We start from the raw sequence: 23,183 nt of genomic DNA on the forward strand, positions 1-23,183 counted from the left end.
TAAAAGAATCATGAAAAAAATAAACAGCTATTATGTAAATAGGATTTATGGAGCCATCATATTTTTAGTACTCTGTATATTCCTTTCCTGTGAAGATTTTGTCGAAATCAATCCACCCAGTGATGAATTGATTAGTGAAACAGTATTTGTGAATGATGAAAATGCGATAGCAGCTATTAGAGGTACTTATTATGAATTAAAAAATGGTTTTGGCAGGGGTAATTCAACAAGCCTTACCGTTTTAGGAGCCATTAATGCTGACGATTTGGATTACCTTTCGACCAATGTGGATTTTTTAGGGTTTTATGATGCCCTGTTAATACCAGAAAATTCTTGGATTGATAATAATTGGAAAAGCTTGTACCAGGTTATTTATCAAACAAATTCCATATTAGAAGGGCTGCAGGGCTCAACAGGAATAACCCCGGATGTAAAAGAATTATTAGAGGGAGAAGCAAAATGTATAAGGGCCTTTTGTTATTTCTACCTTGTAAATTTATGGGGTGAGGTGCCATTAATCATTAGTACGGATTATGAGAAAAACCGCCTGGCTTCACGAGCCACAATTTCACAAATTTATGAATTGATTCTTAGTGATCTTAAAGAGGCTCAGGAGCTACTCCCTGAAGATTATGCCCATGCAGAAGAGGAAAGGGTAAGGGTTACTAAAAGTGCTGCAACAGCCTTATTGGCAAGGACATATTTATATCTTGAGGATTGGGCCCAAGCTGAAGAACAGGCGTCGAAAGTAATCGAAAACTCCAATTATATGTTAATGGAGGATTTAAATGGTGTATTCCTGAAAAATAGTATGGAGGCCATATGGCAAATCAAGCCGATAAATGTAGGACATACTGATGAAGGAAATCTATTTATCCTTACATCTACTCCTAGTATGGCTGTATCACATTATTTAATAAACACCTTTGAGTCGGGAGATAAAAGGAAATCAAGTTGGATAGGAAGTTTCTCGAATGAGATAGGTGCTTGGAATTATCCATTTAAGTATAAGGTAAAACAGGAATCAGATCCAGATAACGCAACCGAATATTCCATGGTATTCCGATTGGCAGAACAATATCTGATCCGTGCGGAAGCACGGGTGCAACAAGGAAATACTACCGGGGCACAAAAAGATATCAATATTATTCGTAACCGTTCGGGATTGAAAAATACCACGGCTATTACACAGGAGGAACTATTGGATGCTATTATACATGAAAGGCAAGTAGAACTCTTTACGGAATGGGGGCATCGCTGGTTGGATTTAAAAAGGACCAATCGTTCAGGAGAAGTATTTGGTCCTATAAAATCTGGCTGGGAGGTTACCGATGTATTATGGCCTATACCCCAACCTGAAATAGATAATAATCCCAATCTCATTCAAAATACGGGATACTGATAATAAAAATACGTTATGAAAAAACAATTGAGTTTAAAAATAATTTTCATTATGTGCATGGTCAATTTTTCTTTTGCACAATTAGTGGACAATGGATATGAACCTTTGAAAGTAGGGGATACAGTTCCGGATATTACCTTGACTAACTTAATCCACTACCCCAAAAAAAACGTAAAACTATCCGATTTCAAGGGGAAACCGGTTATCCTGGATTTTTGGACGAGTGGATGTGCATCTTGTATCGAATCCTGGCCTAAAATGGTATCCCTGCAGGAAAAATTTAAAGAAAAGGCCCAAATTATATTGATAAACAACTACTGGGATAAATCAAAAGTTAAACCATTTATAGAAAAAAGGATGAAATTATTAGAGCTTAATATGTCTATTCTTCCTGTTGTTTGTGGTGATACTATCCTTAAAAAAATATTTCCACATCAAACTGTACCACATATTATATGGATTTCATCAGAGGGAGTAGTTCGTGCTGTCACAACAAGTATAGATGAGGAAAACTTAAAGGCTTTGGTTAATGGAAGAAACATTACCATACCTCAAAAGAAAGATAGTGCAAAAATAAGGGATTTTAACCGATTTAATGAACAAAAACCTTTGTTTATCCAGGGAAATGGAGAGGAGCAATTGGCAGATAGACTAATTGCACAATCTGTACTTACTAAAGCAGTTCCTGGCACTATTGACGGTTATAGTGTTTACCCTTTCCGTGCTAGAAGATTAAAAAAAGGAGAAATTATTACAGTAATCAATGCTCCATTAGAGGGATTATACTTATTTGCCAATAAAAATAATGCAAGCACTTATTGCATTAATAGAACATTGATTAGACCAGGAAGAGTAGTATTGGAAATAAATGATTCTATCAAACCTGAACCAGGTTATAATTATCAATTAACAGTGGATAAGCTAACCCCGATAAAAGAATTACAAGAAAAGATGAGGCTGGATCTTAAGAAGTATTTTGGGTTTCAAGCGCAATGGCAAAAACGTTACAAAAAGTGTCTGGTATTTTCCATAGCGGATACTTTACGGATTAGCTATAATGGATCCAAAAAAGCAATGTTTATTATGGATGATGTCAACTTTAAAGTTAGTGGTACTCAATCCTTATTTCCTGGTCACACATTTACAATGCCTGACATTATTGATTGGATGGAGACGATGATACCATATTATGCTGATTTAGGCTATCCAATTTTGGATGAAACGGGTTTAAAAGGTCCGGTTTCTTTGGAAGTGGAAACGAATGTGTCAAATTATAAGGCGTTGGATAAAGCACTGAAAAAAAAATATGGTATGCGTTTAACCCTAGAAGAAAGAGAAGTAGAAGTTTTGGTAATAGGAGATTAGAAATCAATGGCCGAAAATGGTTTTACTAAATAAGTTTATAGGAGTAAAAAGAGGCTGGTCATTACAGCCTCTTTTTGGTAAATAAGATTAAGATGATGGCCTTCTTAATATAGTACAACCCTCTTCTGGGGAAGAAAGAGCTTGAACGGAATTACCATTTACCTTACAATGACAAATGTCCCCTTGCTGAATAGCACAGCCGTCTTCTTCTGTTAACCCATTATTGTCTATACAGGGTTCACATGGACCTCCTGGTACGCCAAACCATGCAGGAACTGGAGCAAGTTCCGAAGTCTCAACTTTATAAGTCTCAACTTCTTCGGGTATGGCAAAAGCAGCCGTAAGGGCCAAAACAAATGCCAAAACAGGCAAAATAAACTTAAACTTTTTCATAATATGAGAATTAATAGATTAGGTGCCTACGCTTACACATATTTTCAACAAAGAGGCGGTAGGTCGTTAACCTCCATGCGAAACATCCGGATATTTTTGAGTTTTACTACTGTTGTTAGTTATTGTTTTATAGAAGAATTTATTATTATGTTCAGGCATATATGTCAAACGTTCAGCTATCTGATCATCTATTTTTTTTGTACTAGGTTTATCCAAGGAAGGGTGTAGGTGGTAACGTACCAAGTCGTGGTCGTATAAGGCCAATAATATATGGTCTTCCACAACCTTAAAGGCTTTTATCTTTTTTTCTTCATGAAGGGGTATATAGAAGCTGTAACGATAGTCGCCCTCTGACAAATCATAAGCATCTATTACAGAAGCTTTTTCAAAACGGTCTGAATCTTCATTTGCTGCCAGAAGGTTGGAGTTATTAAATAGAAGGTTATTGTAAATGCTAGCCCTGTTGTTAACTTTTAATGCAGGAGCGGACATGGTTAAACTGTTTTCCGAACTTATCTTGTCTACCTTTATTTTGGCCCGGCTAATTGTGTCTATGGTGGTGCCCCTGTACTTTAATTGGAGATTGGTATCCGTACAAATAAATTGGTTCCGGTAATAATATAAAAACACCAATTGCTGTGTTTTTTGGTCGTAATATAATGTGCCATCGGTGCTGAAAATACCATCCCCTCCTTGCGCTTCTAACAGTTCTGGAAATTTTTCTATTTGATTTTGCCCATGAGTTAGTTTATATATATCGCTTTTAAGACTATTTATTCCTATAAGGGCAAAAGAGCTATCAGATAAGGGGAGGGCACTATTGAAATAAACATTATTGATATAAAATTTAGCCTCCCAATCCGTTGTATTACCACGATAAATAAAGGGCATAATACCATCCATTAAGAAAAAGTATGGTGGGTTTACTTTTATGTCCAAGGCTTTATATTTTAAGCTGTTAGCTTGTATGATATGGTAGGTGGTATCTTGCAGGTTTTCGGTGTTTATTTCCAAAATATACCCTACGGCTGAACGGTTTGCCAGGAATACCCTAGTGGAATCGACCCCCGCAAAATAGTAGCCGTGACGGCCCAGGTCCAGGGTGTCTATAGCCTGTATAAAACCTTCCGGTGCAAACTCCCTTTCAAATCCGGCATGCTTATGGTTTTCCTTTTTCGGTGCGGCGATATGGAGGGCCAGGACAATAAAAATCCCAAAGAGGAAGGTAATCAGCAATAATATGGATGGGCGTTTCATGGGGCAAAGGTTTCAGGTTACGGGTTTCTCCGTGTCATTAAGTTTTCCACAAGGGTAATACGTACTATTTCTGTTCATTTTGCAATTAAAAAAGTAATTGCTAATCTTCTCCCATACGAAAAGGGGAGTGGGCTCAATGTGTAAATCCCTGTTCCCCGAGGGGTGTCAGGTCTTCCCGTTGGTACCGGGGAGGGGTCAGTAAGAGTATGCCTATGGCCGCAAGGGCTATAAATACGATGTTGAATACCAGATGTTCTGTCCAGCCCAGCTTTTCCAGTACCCCGCCGCAAGAGCAGGGGATATGCTCACTAAAACTGAGTATGGCTATGATGTAAGCAGTGAACATCACCATAAGAGCAAAGGCCCCGTACAACCCATAGAGTCGGGACCTTGGCCATGCCAACAAAAGCGCAATCAAGATTTCCATGATAGGAATAAACCACGCAGTGAAGCCTGCTATGTTGGTCAGTAATGGAGATTGTCCTATTTGCACTGTGAATTTCTGCACGTCGGTGAGCTTGCTCACGGCGGCATACACAAATAATAGGATAAAAAGAAAGCAGATGACCTCAATAACGATACCCTTGTGTCGTCTAAAGAAGTTGGGCAATGCTGTTAAGATCGGTTTCATCTGTTTTCTGTTTTTGGTCTTTATGACCTCAAGTTGTCATCCAGTGTAACGGGGTTTTCTATTCGTATGGAAGTAAAATTCTGTAATTCAGTTGGAAGAATGTGTAGCCTATAGAGAGTATTTTGTACGCAAAAACGGATGTTTTTCATGAAATTTGGCCCATTTTGCCCTAAAATCAAGCCATTTCTGTCCTCATTACTGGAAAAATGTGACCTAAAATCTCTTTGGGTTGTGTACGATGCCTCCCAAAAACAGGTAAAATCAGCTGTTTTATATCCAAAATCCGATTAAATTAAACCTTTTGTACACTAGGCTGTTTTTGGTTGAAAAATAATTTGAAGGAAAATGAGGTAATCTGCCAAAAATGGTTTCAAAAACCAACATCCTGTGACATTCCAAACCAAAAAAAAGCATTTGGAACAATAAAAAATGGGTAGTTCGGATTTAGGACGTAGTTTGTACGGATTTAGGTAACAATCAGTCCATTACAATCTTATAATTTAGCTCTTGTAGTTACAAACAACCGACCCTCTTCAAGGAACCCCCGGTTCCCGATGCCCAGTTTTACCCGATTTGTTTCATATAAAAAGCTACCCTAAAGATGAAACCAATTGCTTTGGCCATACCCCGCATTATACTCAGGAACAGAAACCTGATCCTGGAGATTATTTGTTATCTCTTTATATTTCTGTTTCTCTATGCTGCATTTAGCAAAATCATGGATGTTCAGAAGTTCGAAGTACAGATGAGCAAAAGCCCATTGATTTCCGGGTTTGCTCCCCTGATGGCTTGGGGCGTGCCCATTCTGGAGATTATTGTATCACTGCTGTTGTTCATCCCACGGCTTCGGATTGTCGGATTTTACGCCGCTTTTTCCCTGATGTTCGCCTTTACCGGCTACATTTTTATCATTTTGAATTTCAGTCCTTATGTGCCGTGTTCATGCGGGGGCATATTGAGTACGATGGGATGGGAAGAACATCTGGTATTCAACATCGGGTTTACGCTATTGGCCGTATTTGGCATATTGCTCAACAACCGTCGGCAGGAGGGTGCACATTCCTATAGCATGGCATAAAAACACAAATAAAACCATAACCCCAATACCATGAAAAAAGCTGACAAAATATCATTGTTCCTTTTAGGACTTTGTACCATAGGAATTTTAAGCCTATTGGCCGGTTTATATGCCCATTCTCCACTGGCCAACCAAAAAATCTATCGTGGCAGTTTTGAAAGGAAGTTTGTTCCTGACAATACGGTGTCCCTGAATAGGGTACTCAATCTCGGGGTCAATTCCTATTATATCTCAGGATTGTCAAATGACACTATTTACCTTAGCAATTATACGGTCCCACAGCACCTGTTACGGGTAGATAAGGCACTGAAGGATACTCAACATATCCGTATAAAAATAACTGGACTTGATAGTGTGGTACGCCCCCGGCAGTTCCGGACCCAAGTGGAACCGCCCTACTTTTATATGATGCATGGCATTGCCCCGGCCATCTTGAGGGGAAAGGTAAATCATTGGGAAGCCCGTCGTTTTATGGCGGACAGTGCGTATTATACGGATGCAGTGCCCATAGACACCACTTCTTTTGCACTAAGGTATTATAGTAAAAGCCAGGACTCCTACGAACTTGCCCTTGAAACAGGTGAAGCCCCCTACTTTCAACCCAATTATGGCATACTGGAAAAACAAGGAGAAGGTTATTTTTCCGTGGATGGTATGTTGCATTTCAATAAGGCATTGCAACAGGTGGTGTATCTCTATCGCTATCGAAATGAATTTATGGTGATGGACAAAAGACTGAATCTGCTCCATCGGTACCATACCCTGGATACCATAAGTAGAGCCCGTATAGCATCTAAAGAAATCAAATCGGAAAACTCCTTTACACTGACCTCCCCACCAGCGGCGACACAACGGTTCAGTACCGTTTCTGGAAATTACCTCTATATCAATTCAGGGTTATTGGCCCGAAATGAGGAAGAAGAACAATTTAAAAAGAACGTGGTTATCGATGTTTACGAACTGTCCAATGGCGAATATAAATACAGTTTTTATCTACCCCGCTATAAAGGCGAGGGAATCTCAGGGTTCAAGGTTTTTGGCAACAGGCTTTTTGCCATTCATGACCAGCATCTTGTAGCCTATACCATAGAATCCCATGACCCGATAGCATTTTATAGAATTTCAATTCCATGCCATAGGACACTGTAATGACACCAAAGAATTTTACCGGTAGAAGACCAGGAAATTTGCCGAACACCTGGCTAAAAAAGTTAGGCGAAGTATAACCTTAAAACAGTAATATCATGAAAACAAAACAATTGATTTTAGGAAGCCTGGTATTTGTATTTGCAGTCGGTACTGCATTCGCTTCCTTATTGGCACCTCAAAAAGTGTATGTTGAGGCATTGGTGGATAGGCCTAGCGGCCCCAATCAAGAATGTGTTCCACTTCAAGCACAATGTGAAGATTCTGGTTTCGAAGCATGTGCTGTAGAACTCATTAATCAGCCAGGAGCTCCACAGACCTCGAACACCTATTCGGATTCCAATTGTACAATGCCATTACAAAATATTACGGGTGGCATTATACAAACAATACCTGATGAAGCAGATATTGAGATCATTGCCTTATTTTAGTCTGAACCTTTTTAAAGTTTTATTCAATTTAGGAATTTGAGCAAAGGGTGTCACTCGTCTAGACACCCTTTGTCTTTAATATACTAAATTTCCCCTGTTTGCTATTGAATTTTTTCACTTTCCGGCAGTAATTCAATTATGCTCAGGTTATCTCTGGTAAAACATTTCCTTGCGATATCCCGGATTTCCTCCGGAGTTAAACTTTTAAGAATAGATAATTCTCTTTCATTAGCCTTAAGGTCCCAACCATTCATATTTTGCTCCATTATATAATCGCACCACCAACTGGGATTACTATTTCTAAAAAGATTTTCCCGTTTTGATTTTAACTTACTTATCACGTTACGAAATACGGTTATATCAGGACCTTTTTCCTTTAATTCATATAATTCATTTGCGACTATCGATTTTGTCTTTTCAATTACTACGTGTTCTTTTGATTCCTCTATAACCGAAAAATGGAAAAAGTTATTATTGAACCTGGCCGCTACATCTAGTGGCCAATATAATCCTTCCATCTTTCCTCTAGCCGAAATATTAGCACTCAAGATCTCCCTTAAGATCTCTAGTTTGAAAATGGCTTCTTCTGTAGGGGGATATGTGCCCATATAATTTATACTTACCGCATAGTTATTCTTATATTCATCACTATAGAAGGTTTTATTAACACCCCTAACAGGTTGCTCAATATTTATATCCTTTTCAATATTCTTTAAGGAAATATTATTGCTTTTAGTGGGGAAATGCCCCAAATAGCGAAGTAAATATGGTTTTATGGCTTCCACTTCAAAATCGCCAGCAATCACATACGTAAAATTACTTGCATCGGAAAATAGTTTGCGGTATAGTTCCAATGACCTATCCAACTGGATGTCGGCCAAGTTAACTTGAGACTTCGGTTCATCTAACTTTATTCCATAGATTTCCGATTTCACTAAATCATAAAACGAGTTGCCAAAGTTTTTTCGTTGCCGTAAAGTCTCTTGTTCTTTTTGAAACCAGTCCTTAAAAGCCAATTCATTTTTATTGGGTTCCGTAACATACAAATAGATTTGTTGTAATATACCTTCAATATCACCAGAAGCCACGGAACCTCTTATACTAGTGGTATTCTCATTGACCTTAATTTTTAATTCAATCTTTTTTTCCCTATTTAAACGTGCCAATTCAAATTTATTCCAGCTTCCTGCCCCACTATTCATGACAATATCAGCAGCTTTATTTGCTACTAAGCTGTCTCGTCCGTCAAATACAGAGGCACCCTGTTGACTGAGGCCAGTTATTTGTATTTCTTTGTTTTTCTTTGACGAAAGTGGTTTGAGGAAAATCTGTAAACCATTATCCAAAAGCAATTGGGTTACACCGAGTTCCTTGATTTCTTTTTGTGTATAATTAATATCCTCAGAAAGTTTACTTAATTCCGCATCACTAATCAATTGTTTAGGTCCTTCAATATCCCGATCTTGGAAAGGAGCTATATCAGTCTTTTTTATTTCTCTAATCCAGCCAGAGATAGTCTCATCATCAGGGAGGCTGTCATGCGGTATGTCCTCGGGGACTGTAAAGACCACATCACGATCTGGTGAGTCCAGCAATTTATGAGCAAAATGATGGACTTCTTCCAATGTGATTTCCTCTATCATGCGAGTAGCCATTTCTCTTTCATATTCAGGCCCTGGAGCCAAAGCATCAAATAGGTAATGACTCTGATATTGATAGACCAATGGTAGAGGCCCCATGTTCTTATTGATTTCTTCAAGAATACTATCTTTTGCCCGCTGCAATTCAACTCTTGTAAATCCGTATCTACGTATCTGTTCCAAGCTTTTCATCACCAATCCAAAAGCTTCAGGGATCGAAGCTACACTGCTAACATTGAATCGTGTCAGGGCTGATTCTACCTGGTATGCACCGGGGAAAGCATGAATGTAATGCAACAAAGGACTCTGGATAGTAACGTTATATTGCTGGGTAACGGAGTTCATTCGTTGACTCATCATATCATTATAGAGCCGCTCAATAAGTTTTGCTCGATACTCTTCCTTAGTCGTAGGGGTACCATTAATTTTATCTGTTGAATGATGATAGTATATTTCTATTTGCGTTTTATTGCTTGTCGAATCGGTTAGCGTCACAACCTTACCTTTACCAGGCAGTGCAATACGCATCTTTTGTTGGAATTCTTGCAAGGATTTGTCACGGGGAGCGTCTGGCATTTTAAGGTCCGAGAATAATCCTTTGATTTGCTTTTCCACTTCGTCAACATCCACATTACCTACAATGATAAGTGCCTGTTTGTCCGGGCGGTACCAATCCTTGTAAAATCGAACCAAGGATTCCAACTCAAATGTTTTGATGTTTTGATTGTGCCTATCTACGTAAATATTGGGGTCCGCTTTACTATGTCCTTTAGGTTCGTTCAATAGTTTATATCGTTTTTCCGAGCGCTTTCTATCGTGATTATTAAATTCTTGTAATACTGTCCCCCGTCCATGTTTATCTACCAATTCATCATTTTGTAGATTTTTTAGTATCTGCTTATCCTGAGCAAAATCCCGGAGTCTTTGTAGGCTTTGGGAAAATAATTCGGGATCAGTATCGGGTATGGCCCATTGGTAATATACTTTATAGGGACCTGTTTGCATAAGCCAGTGTCCACGATCAGATAAATTTTTAATATAATAGTCATAGAATATGTCATCAAAATGAGAACTTTTTGTTTCGATGACCATATGCTCGATCAAATGGGCCAGACCTTGTTGGTCATCATCTTCAAATCTACCCCCGGGACCAATCAATTGGAAAAAAATTCTTTGGTCTTTATCGGAGACCGAATCCTGATAATTTCGGATATAATAGGTGAACCCGTTTTCCAATCGTCCATGTCGGACTTTAGGGTCCAGAGGTATCGATGTAGATATATCTTGACTTTTACCGGGAGTACAGGCCAATATAGATAAATAAAGTAATCCAAAAAACAGTTGCTTTTTCATTATGCTTCTCCTTATTTTATGGGGTTAGGATATAATTAAATGCCCGACCAAAGCCTCCCATGTGAAAAGTGTAACTTTGGTAGGGATTTATGATATTGATGTGTGGGTTCTACGATATTCAAGTCATTTCAGGCATCAATAGCCCGGGTTTTGATCATTTAGATTGGGACTGTTATTCAGTTCCTCCTGTGGAATTGGATATAGTTCATCCTCCTTGGTAAAACCAGATTTTAGTACACTTAGAACTGTAGTTGCCCGGCCTGTACGTTTAAGGTCCAGCCAACGATGTCCCCACTCGGTGAACAATTCCAACCTTCGCTCCTGCAAAATGACATCCAGGAGGTCTTGTTGGCCGATACCAGGGTTGGAATCCGCTATCAACGCCAGCCCCGCCCGTTGTCGGATGACATCCACATCGGCAATGGCATCTCCAAGTTTATTTTGGTGTGCCCGGGCTTCGGCCCGTATCAGGTATTGTTCTGCCAGACGGAATACTGTGGAATACTCACTTCGATTTGCTCCGGGGGCACTTACCTTATATTTATATGGGGCCAAAAAAGATGAAACATCCAGCCGAATCCATTCGTCTTTGCGAATGTCATTGGGTTCAAACTCATTCAAGAATTCTTCCCGTAGCGCATTATAACCAGAAGGTAAATTAAAATAATACCCTTCATTGGTTGCGCTATTGGCTACAAGACTTGAAGAGTGCAATTGCCATATCGCCTCTTTGTTATTGGACAATGTAATGCTATTGAAATCCACCAAACCATAATTGGTATCGTCGATTACGATAGAAGCCTGATTTTCCGCTTTTTCCCATTCTTCCATATACAAATAGACCCGGGCCAGTAATGCCGTAGCAGTGGCTTTATTGGGGCGTACGCGATCGCCATGGGGGTAAGTGTTGTCTAAAAGATCCTGAGCTTCCAACAAATCTTCTTCTATTTGGAAATATACTACACTGATTTCCGTTCTGGATGCTGTGCTATTTTCCCGATAATCCGGAGTGGTAAATACAGGGATGTCTCCAAATAGGTTCACCAGATAGAAATGGCTAAATGCCCGGATGAACAGGGCTTCACCCCTTAACTGTTTTTTGGTTTCCGAAGTAACCTGTGAAGCTGTTTGGAGTCTTTCTATGAGCAAATTGGCTGAATAAATTGATTGATACATACTGCTCCAGAGGTTTAAAACCAATGGATTATCAGCCATTAGCGTATTCTCTTCAAATTGCATCATTGTTGGTTCATCTCCTGGAGCATAAAACAATTCATCCGAGGACAACCCGGTCAAAGCCAACAAAGACACATGAGTGCCTCCAAAGGCTGCCTGTGATAACATGTCAGCATACAAGCCTTTGGCAGTGGCTTCAGCAGTTTCATCACTAGCAAATACTTTCTCACTCACAACTTGATTTCTTGGTGGTTCCACATCCAGTAATTCTTCACAGGAAAATAATAGCAATGCGCAGCTTAATCCAATGAGAATTTGTGATATGTACTTCAAAAAGAAGATTCTCCAATCGGAAGGGATGGTATATATAGATTTTGTTTTCATATTCATTACTTTTAAAATTGTAACTGGATTCCTGTAGTTATCATACGCAATGGTGGGAGAGCATAACCCGTTTCAGGGTCCAAACCACTATACCCGGATATGGTGAACAGGTTTTGTCCCTGGACAAATACTTTTAACTGTTTCAATCCCATGTGTTCGATCACATTTTCAGGAAAAAAATAGGATAGGGAAAGTGTTTTTAGACGAAGAAAAGATGCATCCTCAATATTGGCGTCACTCTGACGGAGCTGGCTATACAACAAAGTCATGGTGGATGTCTGGGAAAATCGCTGTACATCAGTTAAATCGCCTTCTGATTGCCAACGACGAAGTACATATGAAGGTTGATTGACTGAATATCCTGGTGTGCCACTTGGCATATAATTTGCATTTTGTTTTGAGAATTGAAACAGAAAGGAAAGTTCCAGTCCTTTATATCGAAGGGAATTATTCAGCCCTCCATAAAAATCCCTGTCCAGAGCATTGCTGAACTGTTTGTCCTCATCATTGATGACCCCATCATCATTGACATCCAAAAACTGATGGGTTCCTGTTTCCGGGTCAACCCCCAACCAAGTATAAAGTCTCTGGATGGATAAAGGTTCTCCCACTTTAAATACCGTGGCATAGGGAGAATCCTCAATACCCGGAAATTCCAATAGCTTGTTCCTGGAAACTGTCATATTTGCAGAGGTAGTCCATTGAAATGCACCGGTTCGAGCAATATCTCCCCGTAATAGAAATTCCCATCCGGAATTTTCAACGGTGGCTTCCGAAAAATTATCATTCACGGAAGAAAAACCTGTCATGGCTGGCAATGTTCGTTGTATTAATTGATTGGAGGACCGGTTTCGGTACCAGCTTACTTCCATGGACAACCGGTTTTCGGCAAAACCCATAGCAAGGGAAGTTTCCAGTTTTTTGGTCTTTTCCCATTGAAAATCTGGGTTGAACAGGGCATTGGGTGATAGACTGGTCTGATTTTGATAGTTTATTCCACTAAAACGGTACAAGTCCAAGAATTGATAATTCCCAATCTGGTCATTTCCTGTGATCCCATAACTACCTCTTAATTTCCCCGAGCTCAGGAATGGAAAAAGCCTCTTGATCCAGGGTTCATCCGAAAATATCCAGGCAGCACCCACGGCACCAAAATTACCAAAGCGTTTGCCTGGTCCAAACCTGGAGGATCCATCCCTTCGGCCAGTTAAATTCAATAGGTATCTATCCTTAAAGGAATAACCTAGACGACTAAACACAGCATTGTATTTATATTCCTCGGATATATCTCTCAAAATCTGGATATTTCCGGCTCCTTCAAGAGATTCTAAAAAAAGATCAGAAGTGTATTCTCTTCCCTGGATTTGTAATAGTTCATCAGTATTCTCCTGATAGGTCGCCCCTATAATCACATCTAATCGATGATCTTTAATTTTTTTTTGATACCTAAGTTGTGGTTCTATCAGGACAGAATTTCTATGAGAGCTGTTAAACATGGCACTAGGTGTATAATAAGGGCGAAGAAAAGGACCGAAAGAGGTCAGGGGTGTTTGCATTTTTTCAGCAAAATTCAGTTCCGTATAGCCGAAATTTGTTTTTAAGGTCAAGCCAGTTAATAGTAAATATTCCAAATTTCCATTGGCTACCAAATTTCTGTTATCAGAGTTTGTCGTCCTTTCAAGGCCAGCAAGGGGGTTGGTCCATGTTTCTCTTCCAAAGTCATTCAACTCCCAGTTCAATTCGCCATTTTCGTCATATAATTTGGGTGCATTTGGAGCCAAGGTCAATGCCGCATTCACTAGATTTTCTTGCGTTACATTGTGTTTCCCCACACTATAGTTAATGGACACAGAAGCCCTGAACCTTTGGTTGTCTGAGGTATGGTTGACGTGCAAATGTCCCGAGACCCGGTTGTACCCAAAGTCCCCGGGCAGTAATAAAGTTTCCTTATGTAAACTACCTCCGAGACGGTAAAACGTGTTGGTATTTCCTCCCGAAACATTCCCTTGAATATCCGTAATATCAGAGGTTCCTCCCAGTAACACCTTTTGCCAATCCGTATAACGATTCTGATCCCATGAACCGTTTATATCGGAATGTGCCGTATTATTAGGATTGGGTTCAACGCCATCGTTTGCAAAAGCTTCTTTTCGCATTTCCAAGTATTGTTGGGTATTCAGAAGGTCTATCCGGTTAGCAACACTCCCTATTCCCCTGTACATACTGAAGTCCAAATTGCTTTTTTCTTTAGAAATACCTTTTCCCTGCTTTGTAGTGATAAGAATTATACCATTTGCCCCCCTTGATCCATATATAGCGGTGGCATCGGCGTCTTTCAAAACTTCTATACTTTCAATATTCTCGGGATTAATTGCACTTAAAGGGTCGTATCCACCTTGGGTAATCGATCCGCCACGTGAGATTACTGGACTGGAATTTATTGGAATTCCATCTATTATATATAATGGATAATTACCTTCTGTCAGTACTCCCGGTACTGTTTTTCCTGATTCAAGGATCCTCAAACTGTTTTGACCTCTTATCCGAATCTTGGGTGCTATCCCAGGGGCCCCACTAGTAGGAGTGATTTCCAAACCTGCCACTCTACCTTGTAAAGCCATCAAGGGGCTGATCACCGGTTGGTGCTCGATTTCTTCGGCTGTCACTTTGGCAATACTCCCCGTTCTAGTTTTCTCTGTAGTCTTATAATACCCCGCATTGAGCACAACTTCGTTCAATTCCGTAACATCTTCCTGTAATTCTATATTTAGAATTGTTTGGCTTCCCACGGTACGCTCTACGGTCCTGTACCCGATATAACTGAACACCAATATATCGGTAGGGGCAGCCATAATTTGGTACGTTCCATCAGCACCTGAAAAAGTTCCCCTATCACTGTCCTTGATATAAATGCTTACCCCTGGCATAGGGCCTTGCACATCTGAAACCGTACCGTTGATAATATGCTGTTCTTGTTCCATACCAGTTTTTGGTATGTCCTTTTCCACAGGAATATCATCCTTTGGGGTCAACACAATCTGCTTTTGCTCTACCCTATAGGCCATACCGCTATTGCCAAATACCTTTTGCAGTACCCGTTCCAATTTCTCATTTTTCGCCCGGATATTCATCTTACGGGAGGTATCAAGCTGGTCCTTGCGGTAAAGGAACCTGTATTCTGTGGTTGTTTCAATTTCACGGATGACATCCAGGACCGTGGCCGATTTCAGGTCCAGGGTTATTTTTTGACTGCGGGTCCCCTCCAGACCTGCATTGATCTGTAACAAGGTGGCAAAGAAGAGTGAGAGCAGCAGTTTCATCCGTAGGGTGATTTTAAGGCGGGAGTTCTCCCGGTGCCTTACGGCATTCCTGATAATTTTCATACTTTTGAGTTGATTATTAGTTATTATGTTTGGCTTGTAATCAATAGTATCGGAGGGTGTTGCGAGCACCCTTCGATTTTTTGATCTTATCTGAGTTTCATTTTGTCATAGGTTGTGGCTTTTGGATGGTTATGGTTTTCTTTTTCATGTCGTAATCAAAAGGAGTCTGATACTGGAACAACTTTAATATCTGGTCCAGCGGTTCCCGGGTAAAAGATCCTGTGAACTTCACGTCGTTCAGTTTCTCATATCGGTTATCGATCTTTACATCAAAACGCCGCTCCAGTTCTTTCAGGATGAGTTCAAAACGGTCATCCAGAAAATAGAGCTCGCCGTCTATCCATGAGGTGTACTTGCGAATGTCCACGGTTTCCACCTGTATACTGCCGTCCTCAAAGACCGCACGTTGTCCGGGTACAATCTTTACAGGGTCTTCTTTTTTGGGACTGTTGGGCTGGTAAACCCCCACGCTCCCTTCTTCCAGTACGGTAAAGGTGTTGTTCTCGTCCTTGTAACTCGAAACATTGAACCTTGTACCGTACACCTGGGTATTTAGCATGTCAGTCACTACAGTAAATTGGGAGCGTGTCGAGTCCCGTGCCACGTCAAAGAACGCTTCGCCATCCAGGAAAACGTTCCGGGGTTTACCTTGGGGGAACTGTACGGGATAACGCAACTTGGAGCCGGCATTGAGATAAATATGAGAACCATCGGATAAGACTAATTCAAAATTTTTACCATAGGGTACTGTCAGCTCATTGTACACCAGCTCCTCCGTTACGTCGTCCTTTGATCTTTGGTAGGTCAATATGTTTTTGTCCTGTTTCCCCAATGCCTTTCCATCCCCGGTAGTGATCAGTCCGGAGGCCTCTTCGTCCATCACCTTGATGGTACCGTCCTGTAGTTCCAGGGTAATCCGGTTCGGATCAAGGGTCATTGACCCTTTGCTTCCCAAAAAGTCCAATTGGTAGGCGCCATAGGCCAATGCCACAAGGGGAATAATTACAGCGGCCACTTTCAAATATCTTTTTCCTGTCTTACCGAAGATGGATTTTGGGCTGTTCATCCTGCTTTTTTCCCGGATGTTGCGCTTTTCGATGATCTCCATCCATATGCGATCCTTTTCATACGGAGTCGGGTCGTCCTCATCACGGGCAAGCAGGCGGACCATATCCCTGGCTGTTTCCACCACTTCCTTTTTCTCCGGGTGTTGGGCGAGCCAGTTATCCCAGAAATTGGCGGTAATGGTGTCCTTTTCCAATACCCATTTCTGGAAATAATGGTCCTTTGCGAAATCTTCCGAACTGTAATCCTTGTAGGTCACTGTTGTTTGTTTTGAGGGGAAGGAAACAACCCCCTTTATAGAGTGGAGTGGATTTTTTTCCGGATCACTTCAAAAAAATGGAAAAAAATGAAAAAAAATTATGTCAAGCATATGTCAAAGGCTGTCAAAGGGCAGGGGGAACCCGCTTCCGTAAAGGTTTTTAAGCACTTTAGTGTAGGATAGGAGTCTAAGCGAAAAAGAGGGAGGGGGCTAAAACCCAAAATGGTCCCGTAAACGTTTCATGGTCCTTGCCATGAGGTTATACACGGATTTCGTATCGGTATCCATGATCTCGGCTATTTCGGGGTAATCGATCCGGCAGTGGAATTTCAGGAAGATGATTTCCTGCTGGTTGGTATTGAGTTGGGATACCGCATGCCTGACTTCCTTGCGGCGCTGGTCAAAGGCCTGTCGCTCCACCAAAAGGTGCTCCAGGGAAGGAACAGGTTCTCCCTCCAGCAATTCATCCACCGGGACCAGGCTTCTTTTTCCGGCCTTTATGGCACGGGCCACCACTTTTCTACTGATACAGGTCAACAGGTAATGGGTGATGATACGTACATCCCCAAGCCTTTCCCTGGTCTCCCAAAGTTCCACAAAGAGATCCTGGATGGCATCGCCCACCAGCTCCCGGTCCCTGACCTGTTTGAGGCCAAACCGGAACAGGATATTGAAATTACGATCGTATATGGAGGCAAATGCGGATTCACTGCCTTCCCGGAACGCCCGCCAAAGTTCGGTGTCGGTTTGATTTTGGACCACGGATTCCCCGTTCCCGGGAATTTCATGGGGCTCCCTATCTGGTGTGGATGGTTTTCGATTAAAGGATAGTGCCAAAATCGAGGTTTAATAAATGATTGTTAATCAACGGTTAACAGGGGGTTAAATTAGAAATTAAATTTTAACCTGTACACAAAATGATCGTTAATTACACAATTCATGTATTTTTAAAAACCAAGTCCTGCATACTTTCGGAAGTGCGAAAAGTGCCGTCAACACTGGATAATCCAGGGCAGTAAAAGGAGTTTCAAAGGCCATTTATGATAACCAATATGAGCGGTGTTCCTGGCCATCCCAGTTTGCTAAAAATTGGATACAGACTTTTACTAGTAAAGAATATTCTTTTATATACGTACTATTCATAAGTGTTAAAATACAGAATAAACCTACTAATTGTCAGGAGGAAAAGTGCAGATTTTCGATTATTTGATCTATTTTTAGCGGGTAGGACCTGCCCGGAACAGGGAAGGGGACTATAGTTATTCATCGTGCGTCTCCCCCAGACCGGGGTCTCCCAATTCCCCAGGCCCGGTCGAGCACTTGGAATAGCCCTGGGACATGGCCATGGGACGCCGTCCTTGAACAGGGAAGCGAGCCCAATCAAAACTACGGTTACGAGCTAATGGCAGGATTGATGTAGCAATAGGGGATTCCAAATCGGTTCCCCAACTGACGCCCTCGGGAATGGATTCCGTCCTTCGTCTGGTACATCCCTACATGTTGTGAAATCGATATGGTACATTGTTTTGTTTAGAAAGGGGCTTTACTTATTTGTTGTTTCCAATGCTCATATTCAAAGAGGAACATATAGAGAACATTTGCCATGTGCTCCACGCGAGGGCCGAGGGTACCATGGGCTACCGCTTGCGGCTTTCCAAGCGGCATGAACACTACAATCTGGTGGCCAGGTATATGAACCTGGTGGGGGAGGTACATCAGGCCAAAATTATCAAGCAAAAGCCAAGGGATGTCGATCCGTCCTTGCCGCCCCTTTTGGATATCCAACTGTCCAAGTCCCTTTTGATCAAAACCGTGGGCGTAAAGGTACCCGGACTGTTACACAAGGACCCGGGCACTTTCAAAGGGCTTACCCTGGTGGAGTTGTTGACCAAAAGATCCGTGGAGACCTGGGAAGAACTGCGCAGGAATTTTTTGCGGCGTGCCCCGTTCGAACTGGGTACGGCTTTGGAGTACAAAGTCAACCGGTGGTTGTATTACAGCTGTTTTTGTTACGTGACCCAGATGGCGGATGGGACCATACGGATCACCAGCTTTGAAAAGGACCGCTCCTATGAGGCCCGTGAGCTGATGCGGGAAATGGGGATTTCCCCGCAGCCTGAGGTTCTCCGGTCCCTGTTTCCGGTCCCTGGGGAATTGGGACAAAAGGAGTACCAGGAAAAGATACGGATGGATAAGATCGTCCGGTTTATCGAGGACCATGTCTCCCAACCCTTGCCCGGGATCAAGGAGCTGGCGCACCGGTTCAACATCAATGAAAAAAAGCTGAACAAGAGGTTCAAGAGCATCGTGGGACAGACCCCTTATGCTTTCTATATGGATTGCAAGCTGGACCGGGCCATGAACCTGTTGCGCACGACCGCCCTGGATATTGATGGGGTCTGTGAATCCGTCGGCTACCATAGCCGCTCCGGGTTTTACAGGGCCTTTAAGCGCAAGTTTGGCATGAACCCCGGGGAAGTCAAGCGGGAGGTCGGGCCCGACACGGCATGAACCATTCATCCGAGCAGCGTTTTTGCTTCCCGGTGGATGCGCTCAAAGTTCACTTGCAGGTCGGCGGTCGTTACGGGAGCCTTGGGTTGTGGCCGTTCCTTTTTCATGTCCTGGAGGGTGAACCGAACCTTTTTGTCCCTGCCGTCCGCAAAGGCGATGAATTCTCCGGTCCTCAGCCGGAAGAACTGGTCCGCCCTTCGTTTGGCCACTTCTTTCTCCCCCTTGGTGACGCGGCTCTCAAAACTCATCCCGCTGCTCTTGCTGATGCTCCGGGTAGGTTTGGTGATGATCTCGAAAAAGCGTTCGTAGTACTTGGCCGTGTCCGGATCGTTGGCCTTTCCGAAGAACTGGTAGGAGAGATTGCTGAGGATGGCCTTGCTCGCCCTGTCGCCATAGAGCAGGTCGTTCTGTACCTTGTCCTGCATCACATAGACCGTACTGATGTCATAGCTTCTCAGGGTGGCCGGGATCCTGTGCATGTTGGGCAGTTTCAGGGTAGGGGCCTCCTCCATGAGGAGAAAGGAGGAATCCCGTCCCCGCACGCTCATCTGTTTGATCAGGGTGTGCATGACCATGGCAATGACAGGGGAGTAGGACGTATCGTATTTGGGGTTGTTGACCAGCGAGACCACGGCCCGGTGCTTCGGGTGGTTGATGTCCAGGGGCACTTCATCCTTGGAGAGGACATAGTACAGTTTGCGGGACCCGATCTTCTTGAAGGCATTGGCCAAGGTACTTTTGATGCCCGCGGTCTGCTTTTCCGATTCGATCCCGTTGATAAAGGCGCTGGCCAGCCCCAGGGCGGTCAGGTCGGATTTGAGGAAGGCCACCAGCCTCTTGGTGCTCATGGCCTGGAACAGGGCCATGATATGGGGGAGGGTACAATATTCCGGCCGGGCGGTCCTCATTTTCCAGATCAGCCCGCTCAGCAGGCCTTCCACGGCATCGGAGAAGAACCTGTTGCTCCCACTGTGCTCGGAAAAGTTCTGTTCCAGCAGGTTTTCCATGAGGACCCGGGATAGGGCATTGACGCTTTCCTCGTTGGGCAGGTATTTGGGGGCAATGGGATTTACCCGGTAATGGATCTCATCAAAGGCAATGGTGTAGAATTTGGTGTGCTGTTCCCTGAAGAGGGGAGCGGCGATCTCGGTGAGCTCAAAATCCTTGTAGTCGTGGATGACCCCACAAAACCCGTATTGGCCAAAGTGGTGCAAATAGTTGTAGATGACGCTCTCCGTTTTTCCACTGCCGGCCGAACCGATCACGGAGGTTCCCCTGCGGATGTTCTCCGCCCGGAAGCTGCCGTTGTCCAGGGAAAAGCGCAGTCTGTATTTTTTATCGATGCGACCCTTTTTGTCCCCGCCCAGCAACCCATAGAGCAGGGTGCCCACAACGAGCAGGGGCAATATCCCGTAGAGGATGATATGTTCGACGGGCCAGTTCATATGCCGATGGATCCGGATTCGATGGCCCTGCCGATGCCCCTTTTCAGGGCATTGATGGCCTTGAGGGTGAGCTGGACCTTGTTGGTCGGGATGCGGAGCAGGGAGGTGTCCGCCCCGGACTGTTGCAGTAATTTAAAGGCCAGTGCCTTTTCATTGGTCGGGAGTTGGGTAATGGTGGCAAAGTACAGTCTGGGGTCCTTCAAAAAGGTCTTTCTGGCGGTATAGGTCTCCACGTAATTGCGCCTGTAGTGGAACAGGGCATCGAAGGTCTTTTCCGAGTTCTTGACAAAGGCATCCCGGTCGAAGCCCCGCTTGACGGTCTTGCCCTGCATTTCCACGGTGGAGGCCTTGTATTTGCTCCCCGGGGACAGGCTGTAGCGATTGGAGGCATCCTTGCGGCTGACGATGATATGGATATGGCTCTGCGGTCCCGGCTTGGCCATGCCCCGGACGATCCGCTGCCCGTCCAGCTGATGGGGGGCTTCCCGTTCCAGCCGCCGGATCTCCTGTTGCAGTTTTTTGAGGTCCCCGGACCGTTCCCCGGTTTCGATGCCCCGGACCTGCTGCCGGAGTTCCAGGATCTCGGTGGCATAGGGCTGGTTCTCCCGGATCTGCCGGTCCGTGCCCTTGAAGGTGCGCTGGCGTTCCACCTTGGCGTAATATTTAATATCGTCCACGGTCACGGGACATCCGTCGATCTCCCGGTGGAAGGCCCTGGCATATTCCTTCATGGCCTCCCGGGTGTAGCGTTTGAGGGCTTCCGGCGAATCCCCTATGGCCCTGAGTTCCCTTTGGCTCGGGTTCAGGGTAATGGAGTAGAACTTGGGCTCCTTCTTTTTGAGTTTGGCCGTGTTCCCGTCGATTTGGGTAATGACTTCCTTGGCGGAGATCTCGTCCCCGTACTGGTCAAAGAAATGTTCCAGTTCCGGAAGGGGCTTGCCCTCGTTCTCTTTTTCCAGGTAATCCACAAAATCGGCGGCGCTCTGGGCGTAATTGCCCTCAACCTTCTGGGCGGTGATCGTGATGTACATCGTGTAATTGTTTTTTGAATTGTTCCAGTTCGTTTTTGTCCATGTCCAATCTGTAGTGCCCCTTGCCGAATGTGCCCTTTACATAGACCAGTTGGGCCAGGAGTTGCCGGACCTGATTGTTCTGATGGCCCAGTTGTTGTTGCATTGCCTCGTAGCGTTCCCGGTACTGTTCCAGTTCCCGGTCCCGGGTAAAAGTATCGGGCGGCCCGAAGTCCACGGCTTCTTCCGCCTCCTTTTCCTCTACCTGTGACATTTCGTGAAAGAGGGTATCGAGCATGGCCTTGGTGGGCAGGGTCTGGTATTTTTCGATATTCTTCAGGATGGCGATCACGGCATTGATGCGTTTGTTGGTGCGGTTGTTCTTCAGCCCCAGGTCGTCGTGCGGATGGAGGTCGTTCCATTCAAAGAAGTTCATGATGGCCTCCAGGGTCTGGGTGTGGGAATCCGACACCAGGCGGGAAAAGGCCCGGAAGCGAACGGCCACTTCCTTTTTGATGCTGATGGCCGAAAACCGATATTTTCGATAGGCATCCTCCATGATTTACTGTAAAAGTTTCCCTGTTTATGGGTGTTCCGGCGGTTTTTACTGTAAACCCCTGAATACCCGGTGTTTCAATTGTTGTTTAAATGACTGACAATCAGTTTTTTTAAGACTAAATGAATGAAGTCAACACCGCAACGCGTGTTGTCCTCTTGCTCTTCAAATTTGTCCCGCAGGGACAAAATCATATCGCCCCGGTCTTTACAGGCCGGTTGTCTTGGGATGGTACGGCAAAAAGGAAAGTCAAACCAAAATGGGCTGCCGTACATTGGGGCTGTGATGCCCTTTCCTAAAGATAGGCACAATCCCGGTGAGGAAAAAATACGGATTCGATGCAATTGGGCGCAATTGCAGGGAAATGGTATGGCAATTCCGTTTTGGCCTTCCCTAAACGTCAGATGTTTGGGGCAACGACCAAAAAAAGGCCCTCGGAAAAAGGCCTTTTTCGGTTACTGTTCCTTCGTTGCCGTACCCGACTGTTCCCGGTAATATTCATAGCGGAATATCCAGAGGTTGACCACCAGGGAGAAGGTTTTGTCCACCGTGGTGTCGGGGACTTTTTTGATGACACTTTCCTTGGGGTGTTTTTTGGCCGGGATTTCCAGCGACTTTCTGACTGTTGCTTTCATAGGACATGAATTTAAATTATCGATTATTTGCCGGTGTCCCAGTCCTTCCCAAAAATTTCAGCT

18 protein-coding genes are annotated in these 23,183 nt (G+C 43.5%); 6 read left to right on the top strand and 12 right to left on the bottom strand.

Going from position 1 to position 23,183, the window contains the following annotated elements; all coding sequences use genetic code 11:
- The first annotated feature begins 10 nt into the window (after positions 1–10).
- Positions 11–1,402, top strand: coding sequence for a RagB/SusD family nutrient uptake outer membrane protein (locus tag ED312_RS10080; RefSeq protein ID WP_123215884.1), 1,392 nt, complete (start codon positions 11–13; stop codon positions 1,400–1,402).
- Between the two features lie 15 nt (positions 1,403–1,417).
- Positions 1,418–2,767, top strand: a complete 1,350-nt coding sequence (locus ED312_RS10085) for a TlpA family protein disulfide reductase (RefSeq protein WP_123215885.1) — start codon at positions 1,418–1,420, stop codon at positions 2,765–2,767.
- A gap of 87 nt (positions 2,768–2,854) precedes the next feature.
- Here the strand turns inward: ED312_RS10085 and ED312_RS10090 are convergent, their stop codons facing one another.
- The 3 genes from ED312_RS10090 to ED312_RS10100 all read right to left on the bottom strand — a co-directional run bounded on the left by ED312_RS10090 (position 2,855) and on the right by ED312_RS10100 (position 5,048).
- Positions 2,855–3,160 carry a DUF6520 family protein gene (locus ED312_RS10090; RefSeq protein ID WP_123215886.1) on the bottom strand — a complete coding sequence of 102 codons (306 nt, stop codon included), beginning with the start codon at positions 3,158–3,160 and terminating at the stop codon, positions 2,855–2,857.
- A 66-nt stretch (positions 3,161–3,226) separates the two neighbouring features.
- The gene (locus tag ED312_RS10095) at positions 3,227–4,099 is read right to left on the bottom strand and encodes a hypothetical protein (protein WP_148044271.1); all 873 of its coding nucleotides are present in this window, start codon (positions 4,097–4,099) and stop codon (positions 3,227–3,229) included.
- A gap of 451 nt (positions 4,100–4,550) precedes the next feature.
- On the bottom strand, positions 4,551–5,048 hold the full coding sequence (locus tag ED312_RS10100; RefSeq protein ID WP_123215888.1) for a MauE/DoxX family redox-associated membrane protein: 498 nt from the start codon (positions 5,046–5,048) through the stop codon (positions 4,551–4,553).
- Between the two features lie 601 nt (positions 5,049–5,649).
- Between ED312_RS10100 and ED312_RS10105 the strand changes: the two genes are divergently transcribed.
- The 3 genes from ED312_RS10105 (at position 5,650) to ED312_RS10115 (ending at position 7,703) form a co-directional block, all read left to right on the top strand.
- Positions 5,650–6,126 (top strand): MauE/DoxX family redox-associated membrane protein, encoded by a 477-nt coding sequence (locus ED312_RS10105; protein WP_123215889.1) that lies wholly within the window; start codon positions 5,650–5,652, stop codon positions 6,124–6,126.
- Positions 6,127–6,156: 30 nt separating this feature from the next.
- Positions 6,157–7,275, top strand: coding sequence for a hypothetical protein (locus tag ED312_RS10110; RefSeq protein WP_123215890.1), 1,119 nt, complete (start codon positions 6,157–6,159; stop codon positions 7,273–7,275).
- A gap of 95 nt (positions 7,276–7,370) precedes the next feature.
- On the top strand, positions 7,371–7,703 hold the full coding sequence (locus ED312_RS10115; RefSeq protein ID WP_123215891.1) for a DUF6520 family protein: 333 nt from the start codon (positions 7,371–7,373) through the stop codon (positions 7,701–7,703).
- A gap of 101 nt (positions 7,704–7,804) precedes the next feature.
- On the opposite strand, the gene ED312_RS10120 is transcribed toward ED312_RS10115, so the two are convergent.
- The 5 genes from ED312_RS10120 to ED312_RS10140 all read right to left on the bottom strand — a co-directional run bounded on the left by ED312_RS10120 (position 7,805) and on the right by ED312_RS10140 (position 17,800).
- Positions 7,805–10,696, bottom strand: a complete 2,892-nt coding sequence (locus ED312_RS10120; RefSeq protein WP_123215892.1) for a M16 family metallopeptidase — start codon at positions 10,694–10,696, stop codon at positions 7,805–7,807.
- A gap of 135 nt (positions 10,697–10,831) precedes the next feature.
- Entirely contained in the window at positions 10,832–12,256 is a 1,425-nt protein-coding gene (locus tag ED312_RS10125; RefSeq protein ID WP_170164494.1) for a RagB/SusD family nutrient uptake outer membrane protein, read from the bottom strand.
- A gap of 11 nt (positions 12,257–12,267) precedes the next feature.
- Positions 12,268–15,639, bottom strand: a complete 3,372-nt coding sequence (locus tag ED312_RS10130; protein ID WP_123215894.1) for a SusC/RagA family TonB-linked outer membrane protein — start codon at positions 15,637–15,639, stop codon at positions 12,268–12,270.
- Between the two features lie 97 nt (positions 15,640–15,736).
- Positions 15,737–16,963, bottom strand: a complete 1,227-nt coding sequence (locus ED312_RS10135; RefSeq protein WP_123215895.1) for a FecR family protein — start codon at positions 16,961–16,963, stop codon at positions 15,737–15,739.
- A 210-nt stretch (positions 16,964–17,173) separates the two neighbouring features.
- A complete protein-coding gene (locus ED312_RS10140) occupies positions 17,174–17,800 on the bottom strand; it encodes an RNA polymerase sigma factor (RefSeq protein ID WP_170164496.1) in 627 nt (208 codons plus the stop codon).
- Between the two features lie 726 nt (positions 17,801–18,526).
- On the opposite strand from ED312_RS10140, the gene ED312_RS10145 reads away from it, so the two are divergent.
- Positions 18,527–19,474 carry a helix-turn-helix transcriptional regulator gene (locus tag ED312_RS10145; RefSeq protein ID WP_123215897.1) on the top strand — a complete coding sequence of 316 codons (948 nt, stop codon included), beginning with the start codon at positions 18,527–18,529 and terminating at the stop codon, positions 19,472–19,474.
- Positions 19,475–19,479: 5 nt separating this feature from the next.
- On the opposite strand, the gene ED312_RS10150 is transcribed toward ED312_RS10145, so the two are convergent.
- From ED312_RS10150 to ED312_RS10165, 4 genes are all read right to left on the bottom strand, one after another.
- Positions 19,480–20,919, bottom strand: a complete 1,440-nt coding sequence (locus ED312_RS10150; protein WP_123215898.1) for a type IV secretory system conjugative DNA transfer family protein — start codon at positions 20,917–20,919, stop codon at positions 19,480–19,482.
- Positions 20,916–21,950 (bottom strand): MobB family relaxase, encoded by a 1,035-nt coding sequence (gene mobB, locus ED312_RS10155; protein WP_123215899.1) that lies wholly within the window; start codon positions 21,948–21,950, stop codon positions 20,916–20,918. The genes ED312_RS10150 and mobB overlap by 4 nt, the downstream gene beginning before the upstream one ends.
- On the bottom strand, positions 21,919–22,488 hold the full coding sequence (locus ED312_RS10160) for a BfmA/BtgA family mobilization protein (protein ID WP_123215900.1): 570 nt from the start codon (positions 22,486–22,488) through the stop codon (positions 21,919–21,921). The genes mobB and ED312_RS10160 overlap by 32 nt, the downstream gene beginning before the upstream one ends.
- Before the next feature lie 452 nt (positions 22,489–22,940).
- Positions 22,941–23,120 (bottom strand): hypothetical protein, encoded by a 180-nt coding sequence (locus ED312_RS10165; protein WP_123215901.1) that lies wholly within the window; start codon positions 23,118–23,120, stop codon positions 22,941–22,943.
- Positions 23,121–23,183: the final 63 nt, after the last annotated feature.

It is taken from the genome of Sinomicrobium pectinilyticum (assembly GCF_003725735.1).
Classification (GTDB): domain Bacteria; phylum Bacteroidota; class Bacteroidia; order Flavobacteriales; family Flavobacteriaceae; genus Sinomicrobium; species Sinomicrobium pectinilyticum.

What these genes read in the sequence shown, in the direction of transcription:
- ED312_RS10145 (WP_123215897.1), top strand. Translation starts at nt 18,527, where the DNA reads ATGCTCATATTCAAAGAGGAACATATAGAGAACATTTGCCATGTGCTC.
- ED312_RS10080 (WP_123215884.1), top strand. Translation starts at nt 11, where the DNA reads ATGAAAAAAATAAACAGCTATTATGTAAATAGGATTTATGGAGCCATC.
- mobB (WP_123215899.1), bottom strand. Translation starts at nt 21,950, where the DNA reads ATGTACATCACGATCACCGCCCAGAAGGTTGAGGGCAATTACGCCCAG.
- ED312_RS10115 (WP_123215891.1), top strand. Translation starts at nt 7,371, where the DNA reads ATGAAAACAAAACAATTGATTTTAGGAAGCCTGGTATTTGTATTTGCA.
- ED312_RS10120 (WP_123215892.1), bottom strand. Translation starts at nt 10,696, where the DNA reads ATGAAAAAGCAACTGTTTTTTGGATTACTTTATTTATCTATATTGGCC.
- ED312_RS10090 (WP_123215886.1), bottom strand. Translation starts at nt 3,160, where the DNA reads ATGAAAAAGTTTAAGTTTATTTTGCCTGTTTTGGCATTTGTTTTGGCC.
- ED312_RS10150 (WP_123215898.1), bottom strand. Translation starts at nt 20,919, where the DNA reads ATGAACTGGCCCGTCGAACATATCATCCTCTACGGGATATTGCCCCTG.
- ED312_RS10100 (WP_123215888.1), bottom strand. Translation starts at nt 5,048, where the DNA reads ATGAAACCGATCTTAACAGCATTGCCCAACTTCTTTAGACGACACAAG.
- ED312_RS10105 (WP_123215889.1), top strand. Translation starts at nt 5,650, where the DNA reads ATGAAACCAATTGCTTTGGCCATACCCCGCATTATACTCAGGAACAGA.
- ED312_RS10165 (WP_123215901.1), bottom strand. Translation starts at nt 23,120, where the DNA reads ATGAAAGCAACAGTCAGAAAGTCGCTGGAAATCCCGGCCAAAAAACAC.
- ED312_RS10130 (WP_123215894.1), bottom strand. Translation starts at nt 15,639, where the DNA reads ATGAAAATTATCAGGAATGCCGTAAGGCACCGGGAGAACTCCCGCCTT.
- ED312_RS10125 (WP_170164494.1), bottom strand. Translation starts at nt 12,256, where the DNA reads ATGAAAACAAAATCTATATATACCATCCCTTCCGATTGGAGAATCTTC.
- ED312_RS10110 (WP_123215890.1), top strand. Translation starts at nt 6,157, where the DNA reads ATGAAAAAAGCTGACAAAATATCATTGTTCCTTTTAGGACTTTGTACC.
- ED312_RS10085 (WP_123215885.1), top strand. Translation starts at nt 1,418, where the DNA reads ATGAAAAAACAATTGAGTTTAAAAATAATTTTCATTATGTGCATGGTC.
- ED312_RS10160 (WP_123215900.1), bottom strand. Translation starts at nt 22,488, where the DNA reads ATGGAGGATGCCTATCGAAAATATCGGTTTTCGGCCATCAGCATCAAA.